Source organism: Amycolatopsis sp. NPDC051903 (assembly GCF_044452505.1).
Lineage (GTDB): Bacteria > Actinomycetota > Actinomycetes > Mycobacteriales > Pseudonocardiaceae > Amycolatopsis.
The window spans coordinates 1-19,699 of the sequence record NZ_JBITBT010000015.1; the positions used below are offsets into that span (position 1 = coordinate 1).

Below are 19,699 nucleotides of genomic sequence, written 5' to 3' on the forward strand. Positions count from 1 at the left end.
CGCACCGATCCGCCACACAATCCAGCATGCGATGCACTGGTCGAAATGGCGACGAACCAGCCAAGCCCGAGCACGTGCCAGCCACTACCAACGACGCGGCCATCACGAAGTGTTGTTGCAGTACTAAGTGAACAACCGCAGCACGTGGGGAGAAAGAGGCAGGGACAAGGCGGTCTCTGCTGTGGCCCACGTGAACGCGTCGTGTTCCGACGGGTTCAGCGTGACCGCGCCATGGGGAGCGGGTTCGGTGGCGGTGTACACGCGGGCGCGGATGGTCAAGGGGCGGCGCCGGCGAGGTCGGGCCAGGAGAGGCGCGCGCGTTCGCCGGCGAGGCGCACGCGCAGGCCCGTCTCTTCGGCGACCTCGCGCACGGCGGTGGCTTCCGGTGCCTCGCCGGGTTCGGCGGTGCCGCCCGGGAGTTCCCAGTGTTCGCCGAGGAAGGTGCCGGGGGTGCGGCGCAGGAGGAGGACCGTCGTGCCGCGCGGGAGCCACGCGTAGGCGAGGAGTTTGGTCACGAAAGCCCGCCGTCGCTGGTCAGGACGCGGCCCGTGAGCCAGCCGCCGTCGGGGCCGCACAGGAAGGAGACGAGGTTGGCGCAGTCGGCGGGGGTGCCGAGGCGGCCGAGGGGTGTGCGGTCGACGAGCGCGGTGCGCAGCGGGGCGTCCAGCCAGCCCGTGTCGGTCGGGCCGGGGTTGACGGAGTTGGCCGTGATGCCGAGGTGGCCGAGTTCCCGCGCGGCGGCGACGATGAGCCGGTCCAAGGCGCCTTTGCTGGCGCCGTAAGGAACGTTGCCGGCCACGTGATCACTGGTCAGCGCGACGATCCGGCCCGCGCCGTGCGGACCGCGGTAGCGGGTGGCGAACTCGCGCATCAGCAGCCAGCTCGCGCGCGTGTTCACGGCGAAGTGGCGGTCGAAGCTGTCGATCGGGGTGTCGAGGAAACCGGAGTCGACGGATTCGCAGTGGGCGAGGACGAGGGCCCGCACGTCGCCGAGTTCGGTGACCAAGGAGGAGAAGAGCGCGCCGGGCGTGGCGGGGTCCTCGAGGTCGGCCTCGAGCTCGAACGAACCCACGCCGGGGCGGGTTTCGTCGGCGCCCCACGGCATCCGGGCGTCGTAGGCGCCCCAGTACGAGCACGCCACGGTCCAGCCGTCGGCCATCAGTCGGGTGGCGATCGCTGCACCGATGCCCGCGCGGCGGCCGACGCCGGTGACCAGTGCTACCGGCTTACTCTTCAACGGCTCCGCCCACGGCGCGCAGGTGTTCGCGGAACGTCAGCGCCGGGTTGTCCGCGCGGGTTCGCAGGAATTCGGCGAACCGCACTTGTTCGCGCAGCGTCGTGCCGCCGCGGATGAGGTCGGCCTGGCGGCGCTCGGTGTCGCGGATGGACTCCGCGAGCCGGAACACGTCGTCGGCCTCCGCGGCGGGCACGAACACCACGCCGTCGTCGTCGCCGAACACCAGGTCGGCCGGGGTGACCTCCCACGGGCCGACCCGCGCGGAGTCGAGCGCGTCCGCCGGCCGCGAGGTGAGCGACAGCGGTCCCGTCGGGATCGAGCCGAGGCTGAACACGGGCAGCCCGATCGCGCGCAGGTCCGCGGAGTCGCGGTGCAGGCCCCAGATCACGATGCCGGCCGCGCCCGCCGTCGCCGCCTCGATCGCCACGAGGTCGCCGACGCAGCTCTCGTCGAGGCGCCCGCCGTTGTCGACCACGAGCACGTCGCCCGGTTCGGCGCCGCCCAGCGCTTCGAGGAACACGTCGACGCTGCCCACGTGCCGCGCCGGCAGCACCCGCCCGGCCACCCGGCCGCCGGGCACCGTCGAGTGCGTGCCGGCCGGCGCGCACCGCACCTGCAGCCGCGCCCGGATGCACCCGTCGGTGAGGTGCGCGGTGGTCAGCGCCTCGAACCGGCGGTGCAGTTCGCCGTTGTCCATCGTCAGGCCTTTCTCGCCGCGAGCTGGAACACGTTGCCGGACGGGTCCCGCACCATCGCGCGGAAGTCGCCGTACGGGGTTTCGCGCGGCGCTTCCACCGACGTGCCGCCCTGCGCCAGCGCGCGGGCGTACGTGCCCGCGACGTCGGCGACGTAGACGTACAGGAACGCCGGGAACTCGTCCCGCTCCGCCGACACGCCCGACACCAGCACGAGCGAGTCGCCGACCCGGACCTCGGCCGGACCGTGCTCGGGCGTGGTGGCGGTGGCCGCGAAGACCGCGACCAGGAACGCGACGGCCGCCGCCGGGTCGGCGACCACCATCCGGGGCGTCACACTGCGGTAGCTCATCCGGCGAGCCAACCGCGTCCGCCGCGGCCGCGCAACGTGATTCGCAAGTCCACGACGTCGTTGCCGGATTCACGCATTCGGGTCCGCTCAACCGGAATCGGCGCGCGCCGAAGCCGGCAGACGGCCAGTCCGGGCACCGCGATCGCCCATTTCCCGAGGAAACCGGCACGCGCTTCACGGCGAATGCCTTTCCCCGGCAGCGTTCCCGCTGCCCGCGGCAGGACCTCGGCCGCGCCATCCGCGGGCTGCTGACGCCCCACTCCCCAAACCCGCCATAAGTTGCGAACAGGACTTAACGCACCACTGTGCTTTGGTGTGATTATCCCCTTTCGCGAGTTTCTGGTTGAAGTCCTGGTGAATTCCCGGGCGGGGAGTGGTCTCGACCCCCTGTTTCTTCACTTTCCGCACGCATAATTCCCTCCCGGTAGTCCGAACGAGTGGCAGGAGAGTGTGCGTGCCGGGGTCTGTACGTACCCGCTGGATGGTCGGGACCGCCGGCGTGCTGGTGGTCGCGGCTGCCGTGGGAATCGCATTCGCGGTCTGGCCCGACGGTGCCTCTGCGCAGGATCCGGAGATCCAGATCTCCCGCTCCGACTGTGGTCAGGGCTGGACGGACCCCAAGCCGGGTCCGCAAACCTTCCACTTCCACAACACCGGCGCGGTGACGTCCGAAGTGGATCTGATCGACCCTAAGACGGGCGTGATCTACGGCGAGGTCGAGGGGCTCGGCACCGGCACGACCCGGCCGATGTCGGTGACACTCGGTAATGGAACCTACGCCTTCCGATGCTTGCCGGAGGACTCCTCCGCGATCGTGGGCCCGGCCACGACGGTGAGTGGCGGCACCGAGCGCGGCCCCGGCGTCGCGGCCGTGACCCAGAACGACCTGTTGCAGCCACTGAAGGTCTACGAAGCCAAGGTCACCCAGGGCCTCGACCAGCTGGTCACGGATGTCGGTGCACTCAAAGACGCCGTGCACCGAGGCGACCGCACCGCGAGCGAGTCCACCTGGCTCACCGCACACCTCACCTACGAGCGCCTCGGCGCCGCGTACGACGCGTTCGGTGACTCCGACGGCGCGATCAACGGGACCACCGCCGGCTTGCCCGGCGGCACGAGCGACCCGGACTTCACCGGCTTCCACCGCCTCGAACACGGCCTCTGGCACAACGAGGACATGGGCTCGCTCGGCGCCGTCGCCGACAAGCTCGCCACGGACGTGCAAAACCTGCGCACCGCGTTCCCCAACAGCCAGGTCGACGCGGGCGACCTCGGCCTGCGCGCCCACGAGATCGTGGAGAACTCCCTGCAGTTCGAGCTCACCGCCAAAACCGACTACGGCAGCGGCACCAACCTCGCCACCACGCGGGCCAACCTCGACGGCGTGCAGACGGTGCTCGACGTGCTGCGCCCCGTCCTCGCCCCGCGCTATCCCGAACTGTCCGGTGTGGACAGCTGGCTGAAGCGGACGGAAGCGACGCTGGACGCGGCCCGCCGGCCCGACGGTTCGTGGCCTCCGGTGTCCGCGCTTTCCCAGCCGCAGCGCGAAAAGATCAACGCCGACGTCAGCGAGCTCACCGAGCGGCTCGCCCCGATCGCGGCCATCGCCGAGCCCAGGAGGGTTTCGTGACCGCCAACCACCGGGAGCCGGCCGAGTCCTCGCGCCGCACCTTCCTGCGCCGCACCGTCGTCGGTGCGGGTCTCACGGCCGTCGCGGGCGCGGGGGCCGGCACGGTCGCCGCGAGCGCCGCCGGTTCCGGCCCTGCCACCGTGCCGTTCCACGGCGACCGCCAGGCCGCGATCGTGCGCCAGCCGCCCGCGCAGGCCGTCGTCGCGTCGTTCGACGTGACCGCCGAGAACAAGGGCGAGCTCACCGACCTGTTCAAAGAGATCACCGACCGGGCGCGGTTCCTCACCACCGGCGGCGCGCCGGCGGCGCTGGGCATCACCGCGCCGCCCGCCGATTCCGGTGTGCTCGGCCCGGTCGTGCCGCCCGGGAACCTCGGTGTGGTCCTCGGCGTCGGCTCGTCGCTGTTCGACGACCGCTACGGCCTCGCGGCGAAGAAACCCAAGAAGCTCAAGCCGATGACGATGTTCCCCAACGACGCGCTGGACGACGCCCAGTGCCACGGGGACCTGTCGCTCACGCTCTCGGCCGACTCCACCGACACCGTGCTCCACGCGTTGCGCGACATCACCCGCGCCACCCGCGGCGGGATGCAGTTGCGCTGGAAGGTGAACGGGTTCGCGTCGCAGCCGCGCCCGTCCGGCACCCCGCGCAACCTGATGGGTTTCAAGGACGGCATCGCGAACCCCGTCGAGCCCGAGTTCGACCACCTCGTGTGGCTGGGCGACGGCAGCGGTGAACCCGCGTGGACGAAGGGCGGCACGTACCAGGTGGTGCGGCTGATCCGGATGCTCGTGGAGTTCTGGGACCGCGTGTCGCTCACCGAGCAGGAGAACATGTTCGGCCGCCGGCGCGACACGGGTGCGCCGCTCGACGGCGCGAACGAGCAGGACGTGCCGCGCTACGCCGACGACCCCGTCGGCACCGTCATCCCGCTCACGAGCCACATCCGCCTGGCCAACCCTCGCAAGCCGGAGACGGATTCCAGCCGGATCCTGCGCCGCGCCGTCAACTACGACCGCGGCGTGGACAGCAACGGCAACCTGGACATGGGCCTGATCTTCACCTGCTACCAGCAGGACCTCGAGCGTCAGTTCGAGGCGGTCCAGAAGCGGCTCATCGACGAGCCGCTGGTTGATTACATCTCCCCGTTCGGTGGCGGTTACTTCCTGGCGCTGCCCGGGGTGACCGGTTCCGACGACCACTACGGCCGGGCGTTGCTCGCCTGACCGTGGCTTTCCCGAAGTGCAGTTCCCACCAGATCACCGATCAGGAGGATTCCCCAGTGGACAAAGGAATCGGCAGACGGCGGCGCCACACGCGGCGCCTGCTCGGTGCCGGTGCGCTCGCCTCGGCCGCGGCCCTGGCGATCGTCACCGGCTCCGCGGCGACGTCGGCGGATGCGCAGCCGCTGCACGCCCTTCCCGCGTCGTGGATGCCGACGCTCACCCCGATCAAGCACGTCGTGGTGATCTTCGGCGAGAACATCTCGTTCGACCACTACTTCGGGACCTACCCGAACGCGACCAACGAGAACGGCACGCCGTTCAAGGCCGCGAAGAACACCCCGAAGGTCAACGGCCTCGACAAGAAGCTGCTGACGAACAACCCCAACGCCTACGACCCGAAGCGCCTCAGCCCCGACCAGGCGCTGACCTGCGACCAGAACCACTCCTACGGTGCTGAGCAGGCGGCGTTCAACGGCGGCAAGATGGACAAGTTCGTCGAGAAGACCGAGACCGACAAGTGCACGGGCCAGCCGATCCTCTTCGGCGAGCCGGGCCTGGTCATGGACTACTACGACGGCAACACCGTCACCGGCATGTGGAACTACGCTCAGAACTACGCGATGAGCGACAATTCCTACAACACGGTGTTCGGCCCGTCCACCCCCGGCGCCGTCAACCTGATCTCGGGCCAGACACACGGGGTTCAGGCGGTCACGTCGGTCACGCACCAGCCGACGTCGGACTCGTACGTGGTCGCGTCGCCCGACGCCAACGGCGTCGGCACGGTCATCAACGACCCGGACCCCGCGTGGGACGACTGCGCGGACAAGAACCACACGGCCACCGAGAACCTCGCCTCGATGCAGGGCAAGAACATCGGTGACCTGCTCAACCAGCGCCACGTGACCTGGGGCTGGTTCCAGGGTGGGTTCAAGCCGACCGGCACCCAGAACGGGTTCGCGGTCTGCGGTGCGCAGCACAACAACGTCGGCGGCATCCCGGTGACGGACTACAGCCCGCACCACGAGCCGTTCCAGTACTACAAGTCGACGGCGAACCCCAAGCACCTCCCGCCGTCGTCGGTGCAGGCCATCGGTCAGACCGACCAGGCCAACCACCAGTACGACACGACCGACTTCGACGCTTCGCTGAAGGCCGGCTCGATGCCCGCCGTGAGCTTCCTCAAGGCCCCGGCCTACCAGGACGCCCACGCGGCCAACTCCGACCCGCTCGACGAGCAGCAGTTCGTGGTCAGCGAGATCAACAAGATCCAGCAGTCGCCGGAGTGGAAGTCCACGGCGATCGTCCTCGCCTACGACGACTCGGACGGCTGGTACGACCACCAGTCCTCGACCATCATCAACGGGTCGCAGGACGCCGCGCAGGACCAGTCGGTCTGCACGGGGACGAAGACCACCCTGGGCAAGTACGCCGACCGCTGCGGTTACGGCCCGCGCCTGCCGCTGCAGGTCATCTCGCCCTACAGCAAGGTGAACTTCGTGGACCACACCCGCACGGACCAGACCTCGGTGCTGCAGTTCGTCGAGGACAACTGGTTCACCGGCCGCATCGGCGACTCGTCGTTCGACTCGCGCGCCGGCGGGCTGTGGAACATGTTCAACTTCAAGCACCCGCAGGCGGACAAGGTCGCGCTCGACCCGAAGACGGGCGCTGTCGTGAAGAACGGGCACCACTGAAGCAGCTAGTCAGTTCGCTTGATCCGAAGGCCACCGGGTTTGCGAATCCGGTGGCCTTCGGCCGTTCCCGGGGTCGTGCGCGGCGGTTCCGGTGCCGGCCCTCGTAGGGGAGTCTCTCCGGTACGACGCCTGGCCAGATAACCAACCAACTGGTTAGGTAGTAGACGGAGGTGGTTCCCGTGTCAGGACCGTTCGTTTTCATCGCCACGAATCGGGTGCGCGAGGGCAAGCTGGAGGCCGAGAAGAACCGCGTGCCGGGGTGGGTGCGGTTCATCGACGAGCGCGAGCCGCGGGTCCTCGGGTTCCACGAGTACCTCAGCGAAGACGGCACGGAAGTCGAGTACGTGCAGATCCACCCGGATGCCGCGTCGTTCGAGCACCACCTGGCGGTGCTCGCGGCGGAGGCGAACGAGTCCTACCGCGAAACCCTCGAGGCGACCACGGCCATCCGCGTCTACGGCGAGCCCACCCAGCCGATCCTGGACCTGCTCCACGCCTTCGCCGGCGAAGGCGTGCCGATCACCGTGTTCCCGCAGCACCTGGGCGGCTTCCAGCGCGCCTGAGCACGCACCGGGTGTCTTCTGGTCTGCTGGAGGGCGTATTTCCGGTTGGGGTGTCGGTGTGCGCCGGTGGGGTCGGCGGGTCGCGGGTGGTGTTGGCGGGGTGGCTGGGTGTCTTCCGGTCCGCCGGAGGGCGTATTCCCGGTGCGATTTCGCGCCGGAAGGACACAGAACGGAAAATGCCCCTTGCGCCAGGGGTACCGGCACTGGTCAAATCCCCGCCATGTCGACGTGGGCCGAAACGGAGCGACTGCTGTTGCGCCCGTTCACGCCCGCCGACGCCGGGGCGCTCGTGGCACTCCTCGGTGATCCCCAGGTGATGCGCCACATCGACGACGGCCGGCCGCTGCCGCCCGAAGTCGTGGTGGGGCGGACGCTTCCGGGGTTCCTGGCGGAATACCGCGACTTGCCCGCGGGGCACGGTTGTTTCGCCGCGGAGAATTCGGCGACGGGTCAATTCGCCGGCTGGTTCTCCGTGCGGCCGGCGACGCCTCGCGCGCTCGAAGGCGGTGGCGCGGAAGTCGGATACCGGTTGCTGCCGTCGGTGTGGGGGCGGGGATTCGCGACGGAAGGCCTGCGTGCGGTGGTCCGGAAGGCATTCGCGGAACTGGGTGCCGAGCGGGTCGTCGCGGCGACGATGGTGATCAACACCCGTTCCCGGCGGGTGCTGGAGAAGGTGGGCCTCAAGCTGGTGCGCACGTTCTTCCCCGAGTGGCCCGATTACCTGGAAGGCGCGGAACACGGCGCTGTCGCGTACGCGCTGACCGGACAGGAATGGGCGTCCAGCGCCGCGGCGCATTAGTCGACACGATAAGGTTCCCCCAGGCACGTCCTGTAGAAGGTGAAGGAACGCGAACCATGGCGCAGAAGGTTCACGTCGAGATGGTGGACGACATCGACGGCAGCATCGCCGATCAGACCGTCCCCTTCAGCCTCGACGGTGTGAATTACGAGATCGATCTGTCCGAAGACAACGCTGCCGCGCTCCGCGATGAACTGGCGCGGTACGTGGCTGCTTCGCGTCGCGTCGGCGGGCGCAAGGTGCGGATGGCCGCCGGGCAGGCACCGCGGGCGACGTCGTCGGCCGCCGACCGGGAGCGCAACCGCCTCATGCGCGAATGGGCCGAGGAGAACGGGTTCAAGGTCTCCGACCGCGGCCGTCTCCCCGCCGAAATCGTGAAGGCGTTCGAGGAGCGCGAAGAGGAGATCGAGGTCGAAGAGGCCCCCGTCAAGCCGGTCCGCAAGCGCGCGCCGCGCAAGAAGGCCAACGCCTGAGCCGAGCTTCCGCGAAAGGGGTCCGTCACGGTCGTGACGGACCCCTTCGGCGTTTCCGGGACACCGCACACGGCCGAACCGGCCGGTCGGTTCAGGTGACTTAGGCGACAGTCGAGTTCTCGCGCGCGAGAGGTAGGGTAGCCAAGCCTAATGTCCTGTGAGCGAAGGTAACCGACTGTGGCTGACCGAGCCCGCCCGAGAACGTTCTCCCTCACGGCGGGTCTCGTGGTGCTGCTGGTTGCGCTCGTGCTCGTCGTCGTGCTGAGCATCGCCGTGGGGTCGCGCGGGTTGTCGTTCGCGACGGTGCTGGACTCGCTGTTCCACTACGACGCCTCGAACCCCGATCACCTCGTGGTGCACGAACTCCGCCTGCCGCGCACGCTCGCCGGCGTGCTCGCGGGTGTCGCACTGGGACTGTCCGGCGCGATCATCCAAGGCGCCACGCGAAACCCGCTCGCCGATCCGGGCCTGCTCGGCGTCAACGCGGGTGCCGCGCTGTTCGTGGTGCTCGGCATCAGCACGCTCGGTATCAGCAGCGTCACCGGATACGTCTGGTTCGGTTTCGCGGGTGCGGCCGCCGCCGCTGTTGTCGTCTACGGCATCAGCGCGCTCGGCCGGGTCGGGGCCACGCCGGTGAAACTCGCGCTCGCCGGCGCGGCGGTAACGGCGGCGCTGCAGTCGGTGACGAGCGGCCTGCTGCTCACCGACTCGACCACGTTCGACCAGTTCCGCTTCTGGCAGGTCGGTTCCCTGACCGGACGCGACGCGGCGACGATCTCGCAGGCCGTGCCGTTCATCGTCGTCGGCGTCGTGCTCGCCCTGGTTTCCGCGCGGATGCTCAACGCGCTCGCGCTGGGGGAGGACACGGCCCGCGCGCTGGGCCAGAACGTGCCGCTGGCGCGGGCGATCTGCGCGCTCGCGGTGGTCGTCCTCTGTGGATCGGCGACGGCGATCGCCGGCCCGATCGCGTTCGTCGGCCTGACCGTGCCCCACGTCGCGCGGCTGATCACCGGGCCCGACCACCGCTGGCTGCTGCCGTACTCGGCGTTGCTGGCGCCGCTGCTGCTGCTCGTGTCCGACGTGGTCGGTCGCGTGATCGCGCGGCCGGCGGAGGTGCAAGTGGGTGTGGTGACGGCCGTGGTCGGTGCGCCGGTGTTCATCGTGCTGGTGCGCCGCCGGAAGCTGGTGAAGGTGTGAGCACGCAGCTGCCCGAAGCGCTCCGCGCCGTCAAAGCCGCCCGCCGCCAGGGCGCGGTGCGGGCGCGGCTCGTGTCCCTCGTGCTGTTCCTGGTGCTGGTGCTGGTCTTCGCGATGTCACTGGCGGTCGGCGACTTCTCCGTGCCACTGGGCGACTTGCCCGGCATCCTCTTCGGCGACGGCACGGGCGCCGGTGCCTACGTCGTCACGGACCTGCGCTTGCCGCGCGCTGTTGCCGGCGTGCTCGTGGGTGTCGCGTTCGGACTCGGCGGCGCGCTCTTCCAGCGCCTGCTGCGCAATCCGCTCGCGAGCCCCGACGTGATCGGCGTGACGCAGGGTGCGAGCGCCGCCGCGGTGATCTGCCTGGTGCTGTTCGGCGTGTCCGGTGCGGTGCTGTCGGTGGCGGCGTTCGCCGGCGCGCTGGTGACCGGCGTGGTGATCTACGTGCTCTCCCGCCGCGGCGGGGTGAACGGCTACCGGCTCGTGCTCATCGGCGTCGGGGTCGGCGCCGTGCTCGCCAGCGTCGTGTCCTACCTGATGACGTGGGCCGACGTGACGCTCGCGCAGCAGGCCCTGGTGTGGCTCACCGGCAACCTCAACGGCACCAGCTGGGACAAGGCGGCGCCGCTCGCGATCGCGCTCGTCGTGCTGGGACCCGCCGCGCTGGCGCTGAGCCGCGCGCTCACGGGTTTGCAGCTCGGCGATGACACCGCGGCCGGGCTCGGCCTCCGGGTGGAACGCATGCGCTTGCTGCTGCTCCTGGTCGCCACCGCGCTCGCCGCGTTCGCCACGGCGGTGGCCGGTCCCATCGCGTTCGTGGCGTTCGTGGCGAACCCGATCGCGACGCGGCTCGTGGGCGGCGCCCGAGTGGGCCTCGTCGCGCCCGCCCTCACCGGCGCTCTCGTGACGCTGATCGGCGACTTCGCCGCGCAGCACCTGCTCGGCTCCCAGCTGCCGGTGGGTGTCGTGACCGGTGCCGTCGGCGCGCCGTACCTGCTGTGGCTGCTCGCCACCGCCAACCGGGCCGGCCGGGTCTGAGGAGGAACTGACCGTGACACAGACCGCACCGACGCTGCACACCGAAGGCCTCGAGCTCGGCTACGGGCCGCTCACGGTCGTGAAGGACCTGTCGGTCCGGATCCCGCAGGGCAAGGTCACCATGATCGTGGGGACCAACGCGTGCGGGAAGTCGACGCTGCTGCGCGGCCTCGCGCGCCTGCTGGCGCCCGCCGCGGGCGCGGTGTTCCTCGACGGCGAGCGCCTGCATTCGTTGCGCAGCAAGGACGTCGCGAAAGTGCTGGGCCTGCTGCCGCAGTCGCCGACCGCGCCCGAGGGCATCACGGTCGCCGACCTCGTCGGCCGCGGCCGCTACCCGCACCAGGGCGTGTTCCGCCGCTGGAACGCCGACGACGAAGACGCGGTGGCGCGGGCGATGCTCGCCACCGACACCGTCGAGCTGGCGAGCCGGCCGGTCGACGAACTCTCCGGCGGGCAGCGCCAGCGCGTGTGGATCGCGATGGCGCTCGCGCAGAGCACGCCGCTGCTGCTGCTCGACGAGCCGACGACGTTCCTCGACATCAGCCACCAGGTCGAGGTGCTCGACCTCATCGCGGACCTCAACCACTCCGACGGCACGACCGTCGTGATCGTGCTCCACGACCTCAACCTCGCGGCCCGCTACGGCGATCACCTCATCGCCATGAAGAACGGGTCGATCGCCGCCGAGGGCGCCCCCGGCGACATCCTCACCGCCGAACTCGTCGAGGGCGTGTTCGGCATGCCGTCCCGGATCATCACCGACCCGGTTTCCGGCACCCCCATGGTCGTCCCGATCGGCCGCCACCGCGCCGGTGCCCCCACCACCCAGCCCTAGGAAGGAACCGCATGTCCGGACGGACCGCCAGATGGACCAGGGTGGCCGGCCTCGTCGCCGCCGCCACGCTCCTGGGCGCCTGCAGCCAGCCCGCCAACACCACGACGTCGGGGGTCGGGGACAAGGACGTCGCCACCGGCGGCCGCCTGTTCGCCACCGCCGACACCGAGACCGCGAAGCTCAAGGCCGACGTCGGCCCGGGTGTCTTCCCGCGCACGGTGACCCACGCGCTGGGCCAGACGAAGATCGAGAAGGCGCCCACGCGGGTCGTCGTGCTCGACAGCGGCGAGCTGGACGACGTGCTCGCGCTCGGTGTCACGCCCGTCGGCATGGCCACCACCGCCGGCCAGACCGGCGTGCCCAGCTACCTCGCCGACAAGGCCAAGGGCATTCCGACGATCGGCGACACCAACAACCTGAACCTCGAGAAGATCGCGTCGCTGCAGCCCGACCTGATCCTCGGCAGCAAGCTGCGCGCGAACGACCTGTACCAGCAGCTGTCGAAGATCGGGCCGACGGTGTTCAGCATCCGCCCGGGCTTCCCGTGGAAGGAGAACTTCCTGCTGGTGGCCGCGGCGCTGGGCAAGGAGAACGCGGCCGTCGCGGCGCTCAACGCGTACCAGAAGAAGGCCGACGAGGTGAAGGCCGAGGTCAAGGGCGACCCCAAGATCTCCCTGCTGCGCTTCCACTCCACGGGCATCCGGATCTACGGCGATCTGTCGTTCATCGGCGTGATCTTCTCCGACGTCGGCTTGCAGCGCCCGGCCAACCAGCACATCAACGAGCTCGCCAAGCAGATCTCGCGCGAACGCATCGACGAAGCCGACGGCGACTGGATCTTCTACTCGAGCTACGGCGCGGGCCCCAACGCCGACGAGAAGGCGGTGACCAGCAGCGGGCTGTGGGCTTCGCTGAACGCCGTGAAGAACAAGAAGGCCATCCGCGTCGACGACGAGGTGTGGTTCCTCGGCCTCGGCCCGATCGGCGCGAACCGGGTCCTCGACGACCTGAAGAAGTTCCTCGCCTGACCGGACTTCGACGACAAGGGGCGCCCCGGTTCTCCGCCGGGGCGCCCCTTTCGCGTCAGGCCGTGAGGTACACCGTCTTGAACTGCTGGTAGTTCCCGAGCGCCTCCGGGCCCAGCTCGCGCCCGAGGCCGCTGGCCTTCACGCCGCCGAAGGGCGCCACCGGGTCGGGCAGGTAGGTGTTGACGCCGATCGTGCCCGTCTCCACGCGGCGCGCGACGTCGAGCCCGCGTTCGGGATCGGTGGTCCAGACCGTGCCGCCGAGCCCGAAGTCGGAGTCGTTGGCGATGGCCACGGCGTCGTCGACGTCGCCGTAGGGGATCACCGACAGCACCGGGCCGAAGATCTCCTCGCGGGAGATCGTGGCGGAGTTGTCCACGTCGGCGAAAATCGTCGGTTCCACGAACCAGCCGGCGTCGCGCCCGCTCGGCCGGCCGCCGCCCGTGGTCACGCGCCCGCCTTCGGCCTTGCCCTTCGCGATGTAGCCCTCGACGCGGTCGCGGTGCGCGGAGCTGGCCATCGGGCCGATCGCCGTGGCCGGGTCGAGCGCGTCGCCGACCACCGCGCCCGATGCCATGTCCGTGAGCACGTCGACGACCTCCGCGTAGCGGCCCTGCGGTGCGAGCACGCGCGTGCCGAGGAAGCAGGTCTGGCCGTTGTTCATCATCGTGGCCACGAACAGGCCTTCGACGCTGCCGGCGAGGTCGGCGTCGTCGAGGATGATCGCCGCCGATTTGCCGCCCAGCTCCAGCGTGACGGGCCGCAGCAGCTCGGCGCAGGCCGACGCGATCGCGCGGCCCGCGACCGTCGAGCCGGTGAACGCGACTTTGTCCACGCCGGGGTGCTTCACGAGGTACTCGCCCGTTTCCCGGCCACCCGGCACGATGCTCACGACACCCGGCGGCAGCCCGAGGTCCTCGAGCACCTCGGCGAGCAGGAAGGCGTCGAGCAAGGTCTCCGGCGACGGCTTGATCACGACCGGGCACCCGGCCGCCAGAGCCGGGGCCAGCTTGAAGAACAGCAGCGTCTGCGGGTAGTTCCACGGCACGATCGCCGCGACGACACCCACCGGGTCGCGGCGGACCAGGGCGCGGCCGCCGAACGCGCCGTGGCGCGTTTCCTCGACCGGCTGCTCGCGGATGATGCCGCCGTACATCTGCAACAGCCCGGCCGGGTAACCCGTTTCGGCCTGGATGGCGGCGCTCGCGATCGGCATGCCGTTCTGCGCGCTCACCAGGTTCGCGAACTCCGAGCTGCGCTCGGCCATCACCGCGGCGAAGCGGTCCAGCACGTCGGCGCGCCGGGCCGGCTCCCAGTGGGCCCAGCCCCGCGGGTCACGCAGGGCGGCGCGGGCCGCGGCCACGGCCCTGTCGACGTCGGCGGGCCCGGCTTCCGGGACCTGCCCGATCACTTCTTCCGTGCTCGCGGACCGCACGGTGATGGTGGCGTCGGTGGACGGTGCCGTCCAGTCGCCGCCGATGAACAGGGCGTCGTGTACGTGCTTCACCTGGGAAAACTCCTCGGCCACTCCGGCGCCGCCCCGTTGCGGCGCGGTCCACAGGGTCGCGCGGAGTACTCCGCGGCAGTTGTCGCAGCGCGCCAGAGTTGTTGTCCTCCGGCGTATGCTGGCTCGACTGCGCCCAGAACGAGCTGGGGAGATCACCGTGGGGCGAAGCCAGCAGGCCGACGCGTGGAGTCACGAGCTCGCGCAGTCCTTCGCCGGGTTGCGCGCCGAACGCCACGAAGGCGTGCTCCCCCTGGGCAGTCTCGACCGCATGGAGCTCGACGACGTCGGCATGTACGACGTCCGCGGCACGACCCAGGTGGTTCGCCGCACCTCGCGCACGGCGCGCTCCGAAACCGTCGAACTGCTGAAGATCTGCCTGGTCGAAAGCGGCGGCGCGCTCGTGGAGCAGGCCCGGCGGCGCGTGCCGATCGGGGTCGGCGACTTCGCGCTGTACGACCTGCGCCGCCCGTACCAGCTGACGCTGCACGGGGAGTTCCGCTGCTCCGTGATGACGTTTCCACGCGCGGCGCTCGGGGTGCCGGAGCCGGCGCTCGAAGCGATGATGGAGCACCCGTTCGCCACCGGCAGCGGCGTCGGGCAGGTGTTCGCGTCCTGCCTGCACAGCACGTTGGAGCAGCGCGAACGGCTCGCCGACGGCTCGCCGGTGCGGCTGCGCGAGGCCGCCGTGGCGCTGCTTTCGGCCACGCTCGGCACCGCCGGGCTCACGGCCGGCCGCGCGAACCTGGCGTTGCGTGAGCGCGTGCTCGACCACGTCCGCGGGCACCTGGCCGATCCGCACCTGTCGCCGGCGACGGTGGCGGCGGCGCTGCGCATGTCGCCCCGCACGCTGCACCGGCTGTTCGAGGACACCGGCGAGACGTTCGGCGCCACCGTCCGCAAGCTGCGGCTCGAGGCCGTGCGCCGCGATCTCGCGGACCCGCTGCTCGCGAGCCGCGGCATCGCGGCCGTCGCGGCGCGGTGGGGGATCACCGACCAGCCGTGGCTGTCGCGGGCGTTCCGCGCGGAATACGGGATGTCGCCCTCGGGGCTGCGCCGGCGGATCGGCGGCTGAAGGTCGCGGGGCCTACCGGCCGAGTCGCGCGTCGAGGTCGATCTTGCCGCCGACGGCGTCGAGGATCGCGCGGATCGCCTTGTCCCGCCGCAATCCGCCGCCGTGCTGGTCGGCGTGGGCGCGCATGAGGTTGCCGACGTGGCGCTCCGGGTTGGACCACGTGGGCCAGCGGCGGCGCGCGATCGCGGCCAGGCCTTCGAAGTCGGTGGTGCCGGTCGGGGCGGTCGCGTCGAGCAGCCAGTTGAGGTACGTGCGCAGCACGGCCACGGGGAAGCTGCCGGGGTGGCTGAGGCTGCCGTGGCCGGGCACGAAGGTGCGGACGGTGGGGAACGTCTTGTCGAGCCAGTGCAACGCGTCCAGCCAGCCGGGCACCGAACCGTGGATGGCGAGGGGAGTCGAGCCGACCGACAGCAGATCGCCGGTGAACAGCGTGCCGGTCTTGGGCTCGAAGGCCACCAGGTCGCCGTCGGTGTGCGCGATGCCGGGGAACGGCACGACCTCCACGACGACGCCGCCGAGGTCGACTTCGCGCGGGGCGGTGACGGGGTGCACGGCCTCGGGTTTCGGGGCTTCGAGCGTGCCCCAGTTCGTGCACGTGAAGGTGTCCTCGTAGCGCTGCGGTCCCGCGCGCACCGCGGAGACGGCCGAGGCGGCGGCGAGGATGCGCCCGCCGTTGCGCAGTGCCACGCCGGCGCCGTTGTGGTGCGCGCCGTGCGCGTGGGTGAGCACGAGCGTCAGCGGCATCTCGACGGTCGAGTACTTGCGCACGTCCTTGACCAGGTCGAGCGTGTCGCGCTCGGTGCCGCAGGTGTCGACGAGCATGACCCCGGACCGGCCGCGGATCCAGCCGCAGTTCGACACGAGCCAGTCGGTCGGACTGCGGACGTAGGCCACCACGCTCGGGTCGGAGTACCTGAGCGGGACGATGTTTCGCCTGATGGCGGGCATGTGATCCCCCTCGTGGGCTGCGCCGCCGTGATCCCGGACCACTGCATGGTAGTGGATCACTGGCCTTCGAATGGTATAGACCAGGTGGGCGTATGTCAGCGGGCAGAAGGCCCACCGTGTGCGACGTCGCACAGCCCCGTCGGCGTCCTCCGTACGCCGACGGCCCGACCCTACCTCTGCCGGGGCGGCGGCTCAGGTCGGTGACGAGGTGCCGGGGCGTTCGGCGCGCATTTGTCCGGTTGGCGCGTTGACTCCGTTGTGACCGCCCGGCTACATTGCGGAACCATTCGAGTCGTTGGACTGCATTCACATCCATGAATGATGGGGTGGTGTCGTGCGCCGGTGGTTGCCCGTGCTCCTCGCTGTGGTTCTGGGTTTTTCCTTGGCACCGGCGGTTTCTTCGTTCGCGGTCCCGGGCGCGGGGCGCGTGCGGACCGACCTCGACGCCGGGTGGCGGTTCGTCCGCGCCGACGTGCCCGGTGCGCAAGCACCCGGGTTCGCCGACGCGTCCTGGGAGCGCACGACCGTGCCGCACACCTGGAACGCCCTCGACGGCCAGGACGGCGGCGGCGACTACCGCCGCGGCACCGGGTGGTACCGCAGGCACTTCACGCCGCCGCGCACGGTGGCGGGCAAGCGGTTGTGGCTGCAGTTCGACGGCGTGAACACGGTCGCCGACGTGTGGGTCAACGGCGTGCACCTCGGGCAGCACCGCGGTGGTTACGCGACCTTCCGCTTCGACGCGACGGACGCACTGCGTCCCGGCCACGACAACGTGCTCGCGGTGCGGGTGGACAATTCGGCCGTCGCCGACGTCGCGCCGCTGAGCGCCGACTACACGTTCTTCGGCGGCATCTACCGCGACGTTTCGCTGGTCGCGGTCGACCCGTTGAGCGTGCGGATGGACGACTTCGGCGGGCCGGGCGTGTACCTGGCGCAGCGGTCGGTGACGGCCGAAGCGGCCGAGGTGGACGTGGTCACCAAGGCGCACAACGGTTCCGGTGGCCCGCGGGCGGTGCGCGTGCGCACGGTGCTCTCGGACGCGCGGGGCCGCGAGGTGAGCCGGGCGGTTTCTCCGCCGGCGTCGATCTCGACGGACCTCGACGTGCCGCAGCGGCTTTCGATCGCGCGGCCGCACCGCTGGCAGGGCACGGCGGATCCGTACCTCTACCAGGTGCGGGTCGACGTGCTCGACGCGCGCACGGGCCGCGTCACCGACTCCGTGGGTCAGCCCCTCGGCCTGCGTTCGTCCACTGTGGATGCCGACGCCGGGTTCTCCCTCAACGGGCAGCACGTGGCGCTGCACGGCGTCAACGCCCACCAGGACCGGCTCGACGAGGGCTGGGCCGTCGCGGACCGGGCTCGCGACCAGGACTTCGACCTCATGGACGAGATGGGTGTGAACGCGTTGCGGACCGCGCACTACCAGCAGTCCCAGCACGTCTACGACCTCGCCGACCGGCGCGGGTACGTGGTGTGGGCGGAGATCCCGCTGGTCAACGGGATCACCGGCAGCGCCGAGTTCCGCGCCAACGCCGCGCAGCAGCTGTCCGAGCTGATCCGGCAGAACTACAACCACCCGTCGATCGCGTTCTGGGGCATCGGCAACGAGCAGGCCCAGAACGACGACGCCACCAACGGCCTCCTCGCGGACCTGGCCGCCCAGGTCGCCCGCGAGGACCCGACGCGGCTTTCCGTCTACGCCAACCACAAGGGCGGCCAGGACGCGGTGTCCAACCACGCCGACCTGTCGGCCTACAACAAGTACTACGGCTGGTACGACCTGTCCGCGCCCGGTTTCGGCCCCTGGACCGACCAGCTGCACGCGGCGGATCCCACGCGCCGCATCGCGATCAGCGAGTACGGCGCCGGCGGCAGCGTGTCCCAGCACGTGGAGAACTCGACGGTGAAGCCGCCGGTCATCGCGTCGCGCGTGCACCCGGAGGAGTACGAGACGCTGGTGCACGAGAACACGTGGCGCCAGATCGAATCCCGGCCCTACCTGTGGGGCACCTTCGTCTGGAACATGTTCGACTTCGCCTCCGACGGCCGCACCGAAGGCGACACCCCGGGCCGCAACGACAAGGGTCTGGTCACCTACGACCGCAAGATCCGCAAGGACGCGTTCTACTGGTACAAGGCCAACTGGACGGCGACACCGTTCGTCTACCTGACCAGCCGCCGCTGGACCTCCCGCACCGATGCCGCCACGACGATCAAGGCGTACGGCAACGGGGTCGACTCGGTGTCGCTGACGCTCAACGGCGTTCCCCTGGGCGCCCGGGTTTCGGCCGACCACACCTACACCTGGCCGGTCACCCTTGCTCCGGGAGCGAACGTCGTGACGGTGACCGGGGTGCGCGGCGGGCACACCTACACGGACACCGTCACGTGGACGCTCACGACGTGATGGCCGGCCGGAAGTCCGCCCGGTAGCGGCTCGGCGCGACGCCCACCTGGCGCGTGAAGTGCTGCCGGAACGAGACCGCCGAGCCGAAGCCGCAGCAGGAGGCGATTTCGGCGACCGGCAGGGCGGAGCGTTCGAGCAGTTGCTGGGCGCGTGCGATGCGCTGGTCGAGCAGCCAGCGCAGCGGGGTGGTGCCCGTTTCGGCGACGAAGCGGCGTGCGAAGGTGCGTTCGGACATCGAGGCCCAGCCGGCGAGTTCGGCGACGGTCAGCGGGCGGCGCAGTTCGCGCAGGGCGCGTTCGCGGACGGCGGCGAGGGGTTCGTCGCCCGGGGGTGGCGTGGGGGCGGTGATGAACTGCGCCTGGCCGCCGGAGCGGAAGGGGGCCGTGACCATGGACCGGGCGATCGCGGCGGCGGCGTCGGCGCCCTGGGCGAGGCGCACGAGGTGCAGGCACAGGTCGATGCCGGCGGCGACGCCCGCGGACGTCCACACGCCGTCGGCGCCGGTGTAGAGGACGCCGGGGTCGACGTGGGCGCGCGGGTGGCGCCGGGCCAGCTCCGTGGTGAACCGCCAGTGCGTCGAGGCGGGGCGGTCGTCGAGCAGGCCCGCGGCGCCGAGCACGAACGCGCCGAGGCACAGGCCCGCGACCTGCGCGCCCGCCCGGTGCGCCGACCGCAGCGCGGCCAGCAACGCGGGTGACGGGCGCGCGTCGACGTCGGCCAAACCCGGGACGAAGACCAGGTCGGCTGTGCGCAGCCAGGAAAACCCGCGTTCCGGCGTCAGCACGGCGCCGCCGGTGAGGCGCACGGGATCCTTCGTCTCGGCGCACTTGCGCAGCTCGGCGCCGGGACCGCTGCGCGCGCCCCACACCTCGTCGACCACGGCCGTGTCGAAGAGGCGGGCACCGTCGAACAGGACGAGGGCGATCTTCTGCACGGCTCCAGGCTAACTGGCAGGATCTCATCGGCCCAGGGCATCTCTGCCACTCACGGCGTCCT

Annotated in this window: 20 protein-coding genes; 12 read left to right on the forward strand and 8 right to left on the reverse strand. The window is 70.7% G+C overall.

Features of this window, described 5'->3' with window-relative positions; genetic code table 11:
* Nucleotides 1-275 precede the first annotated feature (275 nt).
* From ACIA77_RS27650 to ACIA77_RS27670, 5 genes are read right to left on the reverse strand one after another with little or no spacing between them, the layout of a single operon-like run.
* Nucleotides 276-515, reverse strand: a complete 240-nt coding sequence (locus ACIA77_RS27650; protein ID WP_395888901.1) for an NUDIX hydrolase — start codon at nucleotides 513-515, stop codon at nucleotides 276-278.
* On the reverse strand, nucleotides 512-1,237 hold the full coding sequence (locus ACIA77_RS27655) for an SDR family oxidoreductase (protein WP_395888902.1): 726 nt from the start codon (nucleotides 1,235-1,237) through the stop codon (nucleotides 512-514). Before ACIA77_RS27655 ends, ACIA77_RS27650 begins: the two co-directional genes overlap by 4 nt.
* A complete protein-coding gene (locus ACIA77_RS27660) occupies nucleotides 1,227-1,934 on the reverse strand; it encodes an RraA family protein (RefSeq protein WP_395888903.1) in 708 nt (235 codons plus the stop codon). The genes ACIA77_RS27655 and ACIA77_RS27660 overlap by 11 nt, the downstream gene beginning before the upstream one ends.
* A gap of 2 nt (nucleotides 1,935-1,936) precedes the next feature.
* Nucleotides 1,937-2,284, reverse strand: coding sequence for a VOC family protein (locus ACIA77_RS27665; RefSeq protein WP_395888904.1), 348 nt, complete (start codon nucleotides 2,282-2,284; stop codon nucleotides 1,937-1,939).
* Nucleotides 2,281-2,544: a hypothetical protein gene (locus tag ACIA77_RS27670; protein ID WP_395888905.1), complete on the reverse strand. Its 264-nt coding sequence runs from the start codon at nucleotides 2,542-2,544 to the stop codon at nucleotides 2,281-2,283. The genes ACIA77_RS27665 and ACIA77_RS27670 overlap by 4 nt, the downstream gene beginning before the upstream one ends.
* A gap of 221 nt (nucleotides 2,545-2,765) precedes the next feature.
* On the opposite strand from ACIA77_RS27670, the gene ACIA77_RS27675 reads away from it, so the two are divergent.
* From ACIA77_RS27675 to ACIA77_RS27720, 10 genes are all read left to right on the forward strand, one after another.
* Nucleotides 2,766-3,914, forward strand: coding sequence for an EfeM/EfeO family lipoprotein (locus ACIA77_RS27675; protein ID WP_395888906.1), 1,149 nt, complete (start codon nucleotides 2,766-2,768; stop codon nucleotides 3,912-3,914).
* Nucleotides 3,911-5,140: a Dyp-type peroxidase gene (locus tag ACIA77_RS27680; RefSeq protein WP_395888907.1), complete on the forward strand. Its 1,230-nt coding sequence runs from the start codon at nucleotides 3,911-3,913 to the stop codon at nucleotides 5,138-5,140. The genes ACIA77_RS27675 and ACIA77_RS27680 overlap by 4 nt, the downstream gene beginning before the upstream one ends.
* 56 nt (nucleotides 5,141-5,196) lie before the next feature.
* Nucleotides 5,197-6,837, forward strand: a complete 1,641-nt coding sequence (locus tag ACIA77_RS27685; RefSeq protein ID WP_395888908.1) for a phospholipase C — start codon at nucleotides 5,197-5,199, stop codon at nucleotides 6,835-6,837.
* Nucleotides 6,838-7,016: 179 nt separating this feature from the next.
* Nucleotides 7,017-7,400, forward strand: a complete 384-nt coding sequence (locus tag ACIA77_RS27690) for a hypothetical protein (protein ID WP_395888909.1) — start codon at nucleotides 7,017-7,019, stop codon at nucleotides 7,398-7,400.
* Between the two features lie 220 nt (nucleotides 7,401-7,620).
* Nucleotides 7,621-8,199 (forward strand): GNAT family N-acetyltransferase, encoded by a 579-nt coding sequence (locus ACIA77_RS27695; RefSeq protein WP_395888910.1) that lies wholly within the window; start codon nucleotides 7,621-7,623, stop codon nucleotides 8,197-8,199.
* 56 nt (nucleotides 8,200-8,255) lie between these two features.
* A complete protein-coding gene (locus ACIA77_RS27700) occupies nucleotides 8,256-8,672 on the forward strand; it encodes an Lsr2 family protein (protein ID WP_395888911.1) in 417 nt (138 codons plus the stop codon).
* 177 nt (nucleotides 8,673-8,849) lie between these two features.
* A complete protein-coding gene (locus tag ACIA77_RS27705) occupies nucleotides 8,850-9,869 on the forward strand; it encodes a FecCD family ABC transporter permease (protein ID WP_395888912.1) in 1,020 nt (339 codons plus the stop codon).
* Complete coding sequence (locus ACIA77_RS27710; RefSeq protein WP_395888913.1) at nucleotides 9,866-10,906, forward strand: FecCD family ABC transporter permease; 1,041 nt, start codon at nucleotides 9,866-9,868, stop codon at nucleotides 10,904-10,906. The genes ACIA77_RS27705 and ACIA77_RS27710 overlap by 4 nt, the downstream gene beginning before the upstream one ends.
* 13 nt (nucleotides 10,907-10,919) lie before the next feature.
* Nucleotides 10,920-11,741 (forward strand): ABC transporter ATP-binding protein, encoded by an 822-nt coding sequence (locus tag ACIA77_RS27715; protein ID WP_395888914.1) that lies wholly within the window; start codon nucleotides 10,920-10,922, stop codon nucleotides 11,739-11,741.
* A 41-nt stretch (nucleotides 11,742-11,782) separates the two neighbouring features.
* On the forward strand, nucleotides 11,783-12,769 hold the full coding sequence (locus ACIA77_RS27720; protein WP_395888915.1) for an ABC transporter substrate-binding protein: 987 nt from the start codon (nucleotides 11,783-11,785) through the stop codon (nucleotides 12,767-12,769).
* Nucleotides 12,770-12,824: 55 nt separating this feature from the next.
* Here the strand turns inward: ACIA77_RS27720 and ACIA77_RS27725 are convergent, their stop codons facing one another.
* Nucleotides 12,825-14,273, reverse strand: a complete 1,449-nt coding sequence (locus tag ACIA77_RS27725) for an aldehyde dehydrogenase (RefSeq protein ID WP_395888916.1) — start codon at nucleotides 14,271-14,273, stop codon at nucleotides 12,825-12,827.
* A 157-nt stretch (nucleotides 14,274-14,430) separates the two neighbouring features.
* On the opposite strand from ACIA77_RS27725, the gene ACIA77_RS27730 reads away from it, so the two are divergent.
* The gene (locus ACIA77_RS27730; RefSeq protein ID WP_395888917.1) at nucleotides 14,431-15,345 is read left to right on the forward strand and encodes a helix-turn-helix domain-containing protein; all 915 of its coding nucleotides are present in this window, start codon (nucleotides 14,431-14,433) and stop codon (nucleotides 15,343-15,345) included.
* Between the two features lie 12 nt (nucleotides 15,346-15,357).
* On the opposite strand, the gene ACIA77_RS27735 is transcribed toward ACIA77_RS27730, so the two are convergent.
* Complete coding sequence (locus ACIA77_RS27735; protein ID WP_395888918.1) at nucleotides 15,358-16,293, reverse strand: MBL fold metallo-hydrolase; 936 nt, start codon at nucleotides 16,291-16,293, stop codon at nucleotides 15,358-15,360.
* Nucleotides 16,294-16,720: 427 nt separating this feature from the next.
* Between ACIA77_RS27735 and ACIA77_RS27740 the strand changes: the two genes are divergently transcribed.
* Nucleotides 16,721-18,703: a glycoside hydrolase family 2 protein gene (locus ACIA77_RS27740; protein WP_395888919.1), complete on the forward strand. Its 1,983-nt coding sequence runs from the start codon at nucleotides 16,721-16,723 to the stop codon at nucleotides 18,701-18,703.
* On the opposite strand, the gene ACIA77_RS27745 is transcribed toward ACIA77_RS27740, so the two are convergent.
* Nucleotides 18,693-19,637, reverse strand: a complete 945-nt coding sequence (locus tag ACIA77_RS27745) for a GlxA family transcriptional regulator (RefSeq protein ID WP_395888920.1) — start codon at nucleotides 19,635-19,637, stop codon at nucleotides 18,693-18,695. The genes ACIA77_RS27740 and ACIA77_RS27745 overlap by 11 nt on opposite strands.
* Between the last annotated feature and the right edge of the window lie 62 nt (nucleotides 19,638-19,699).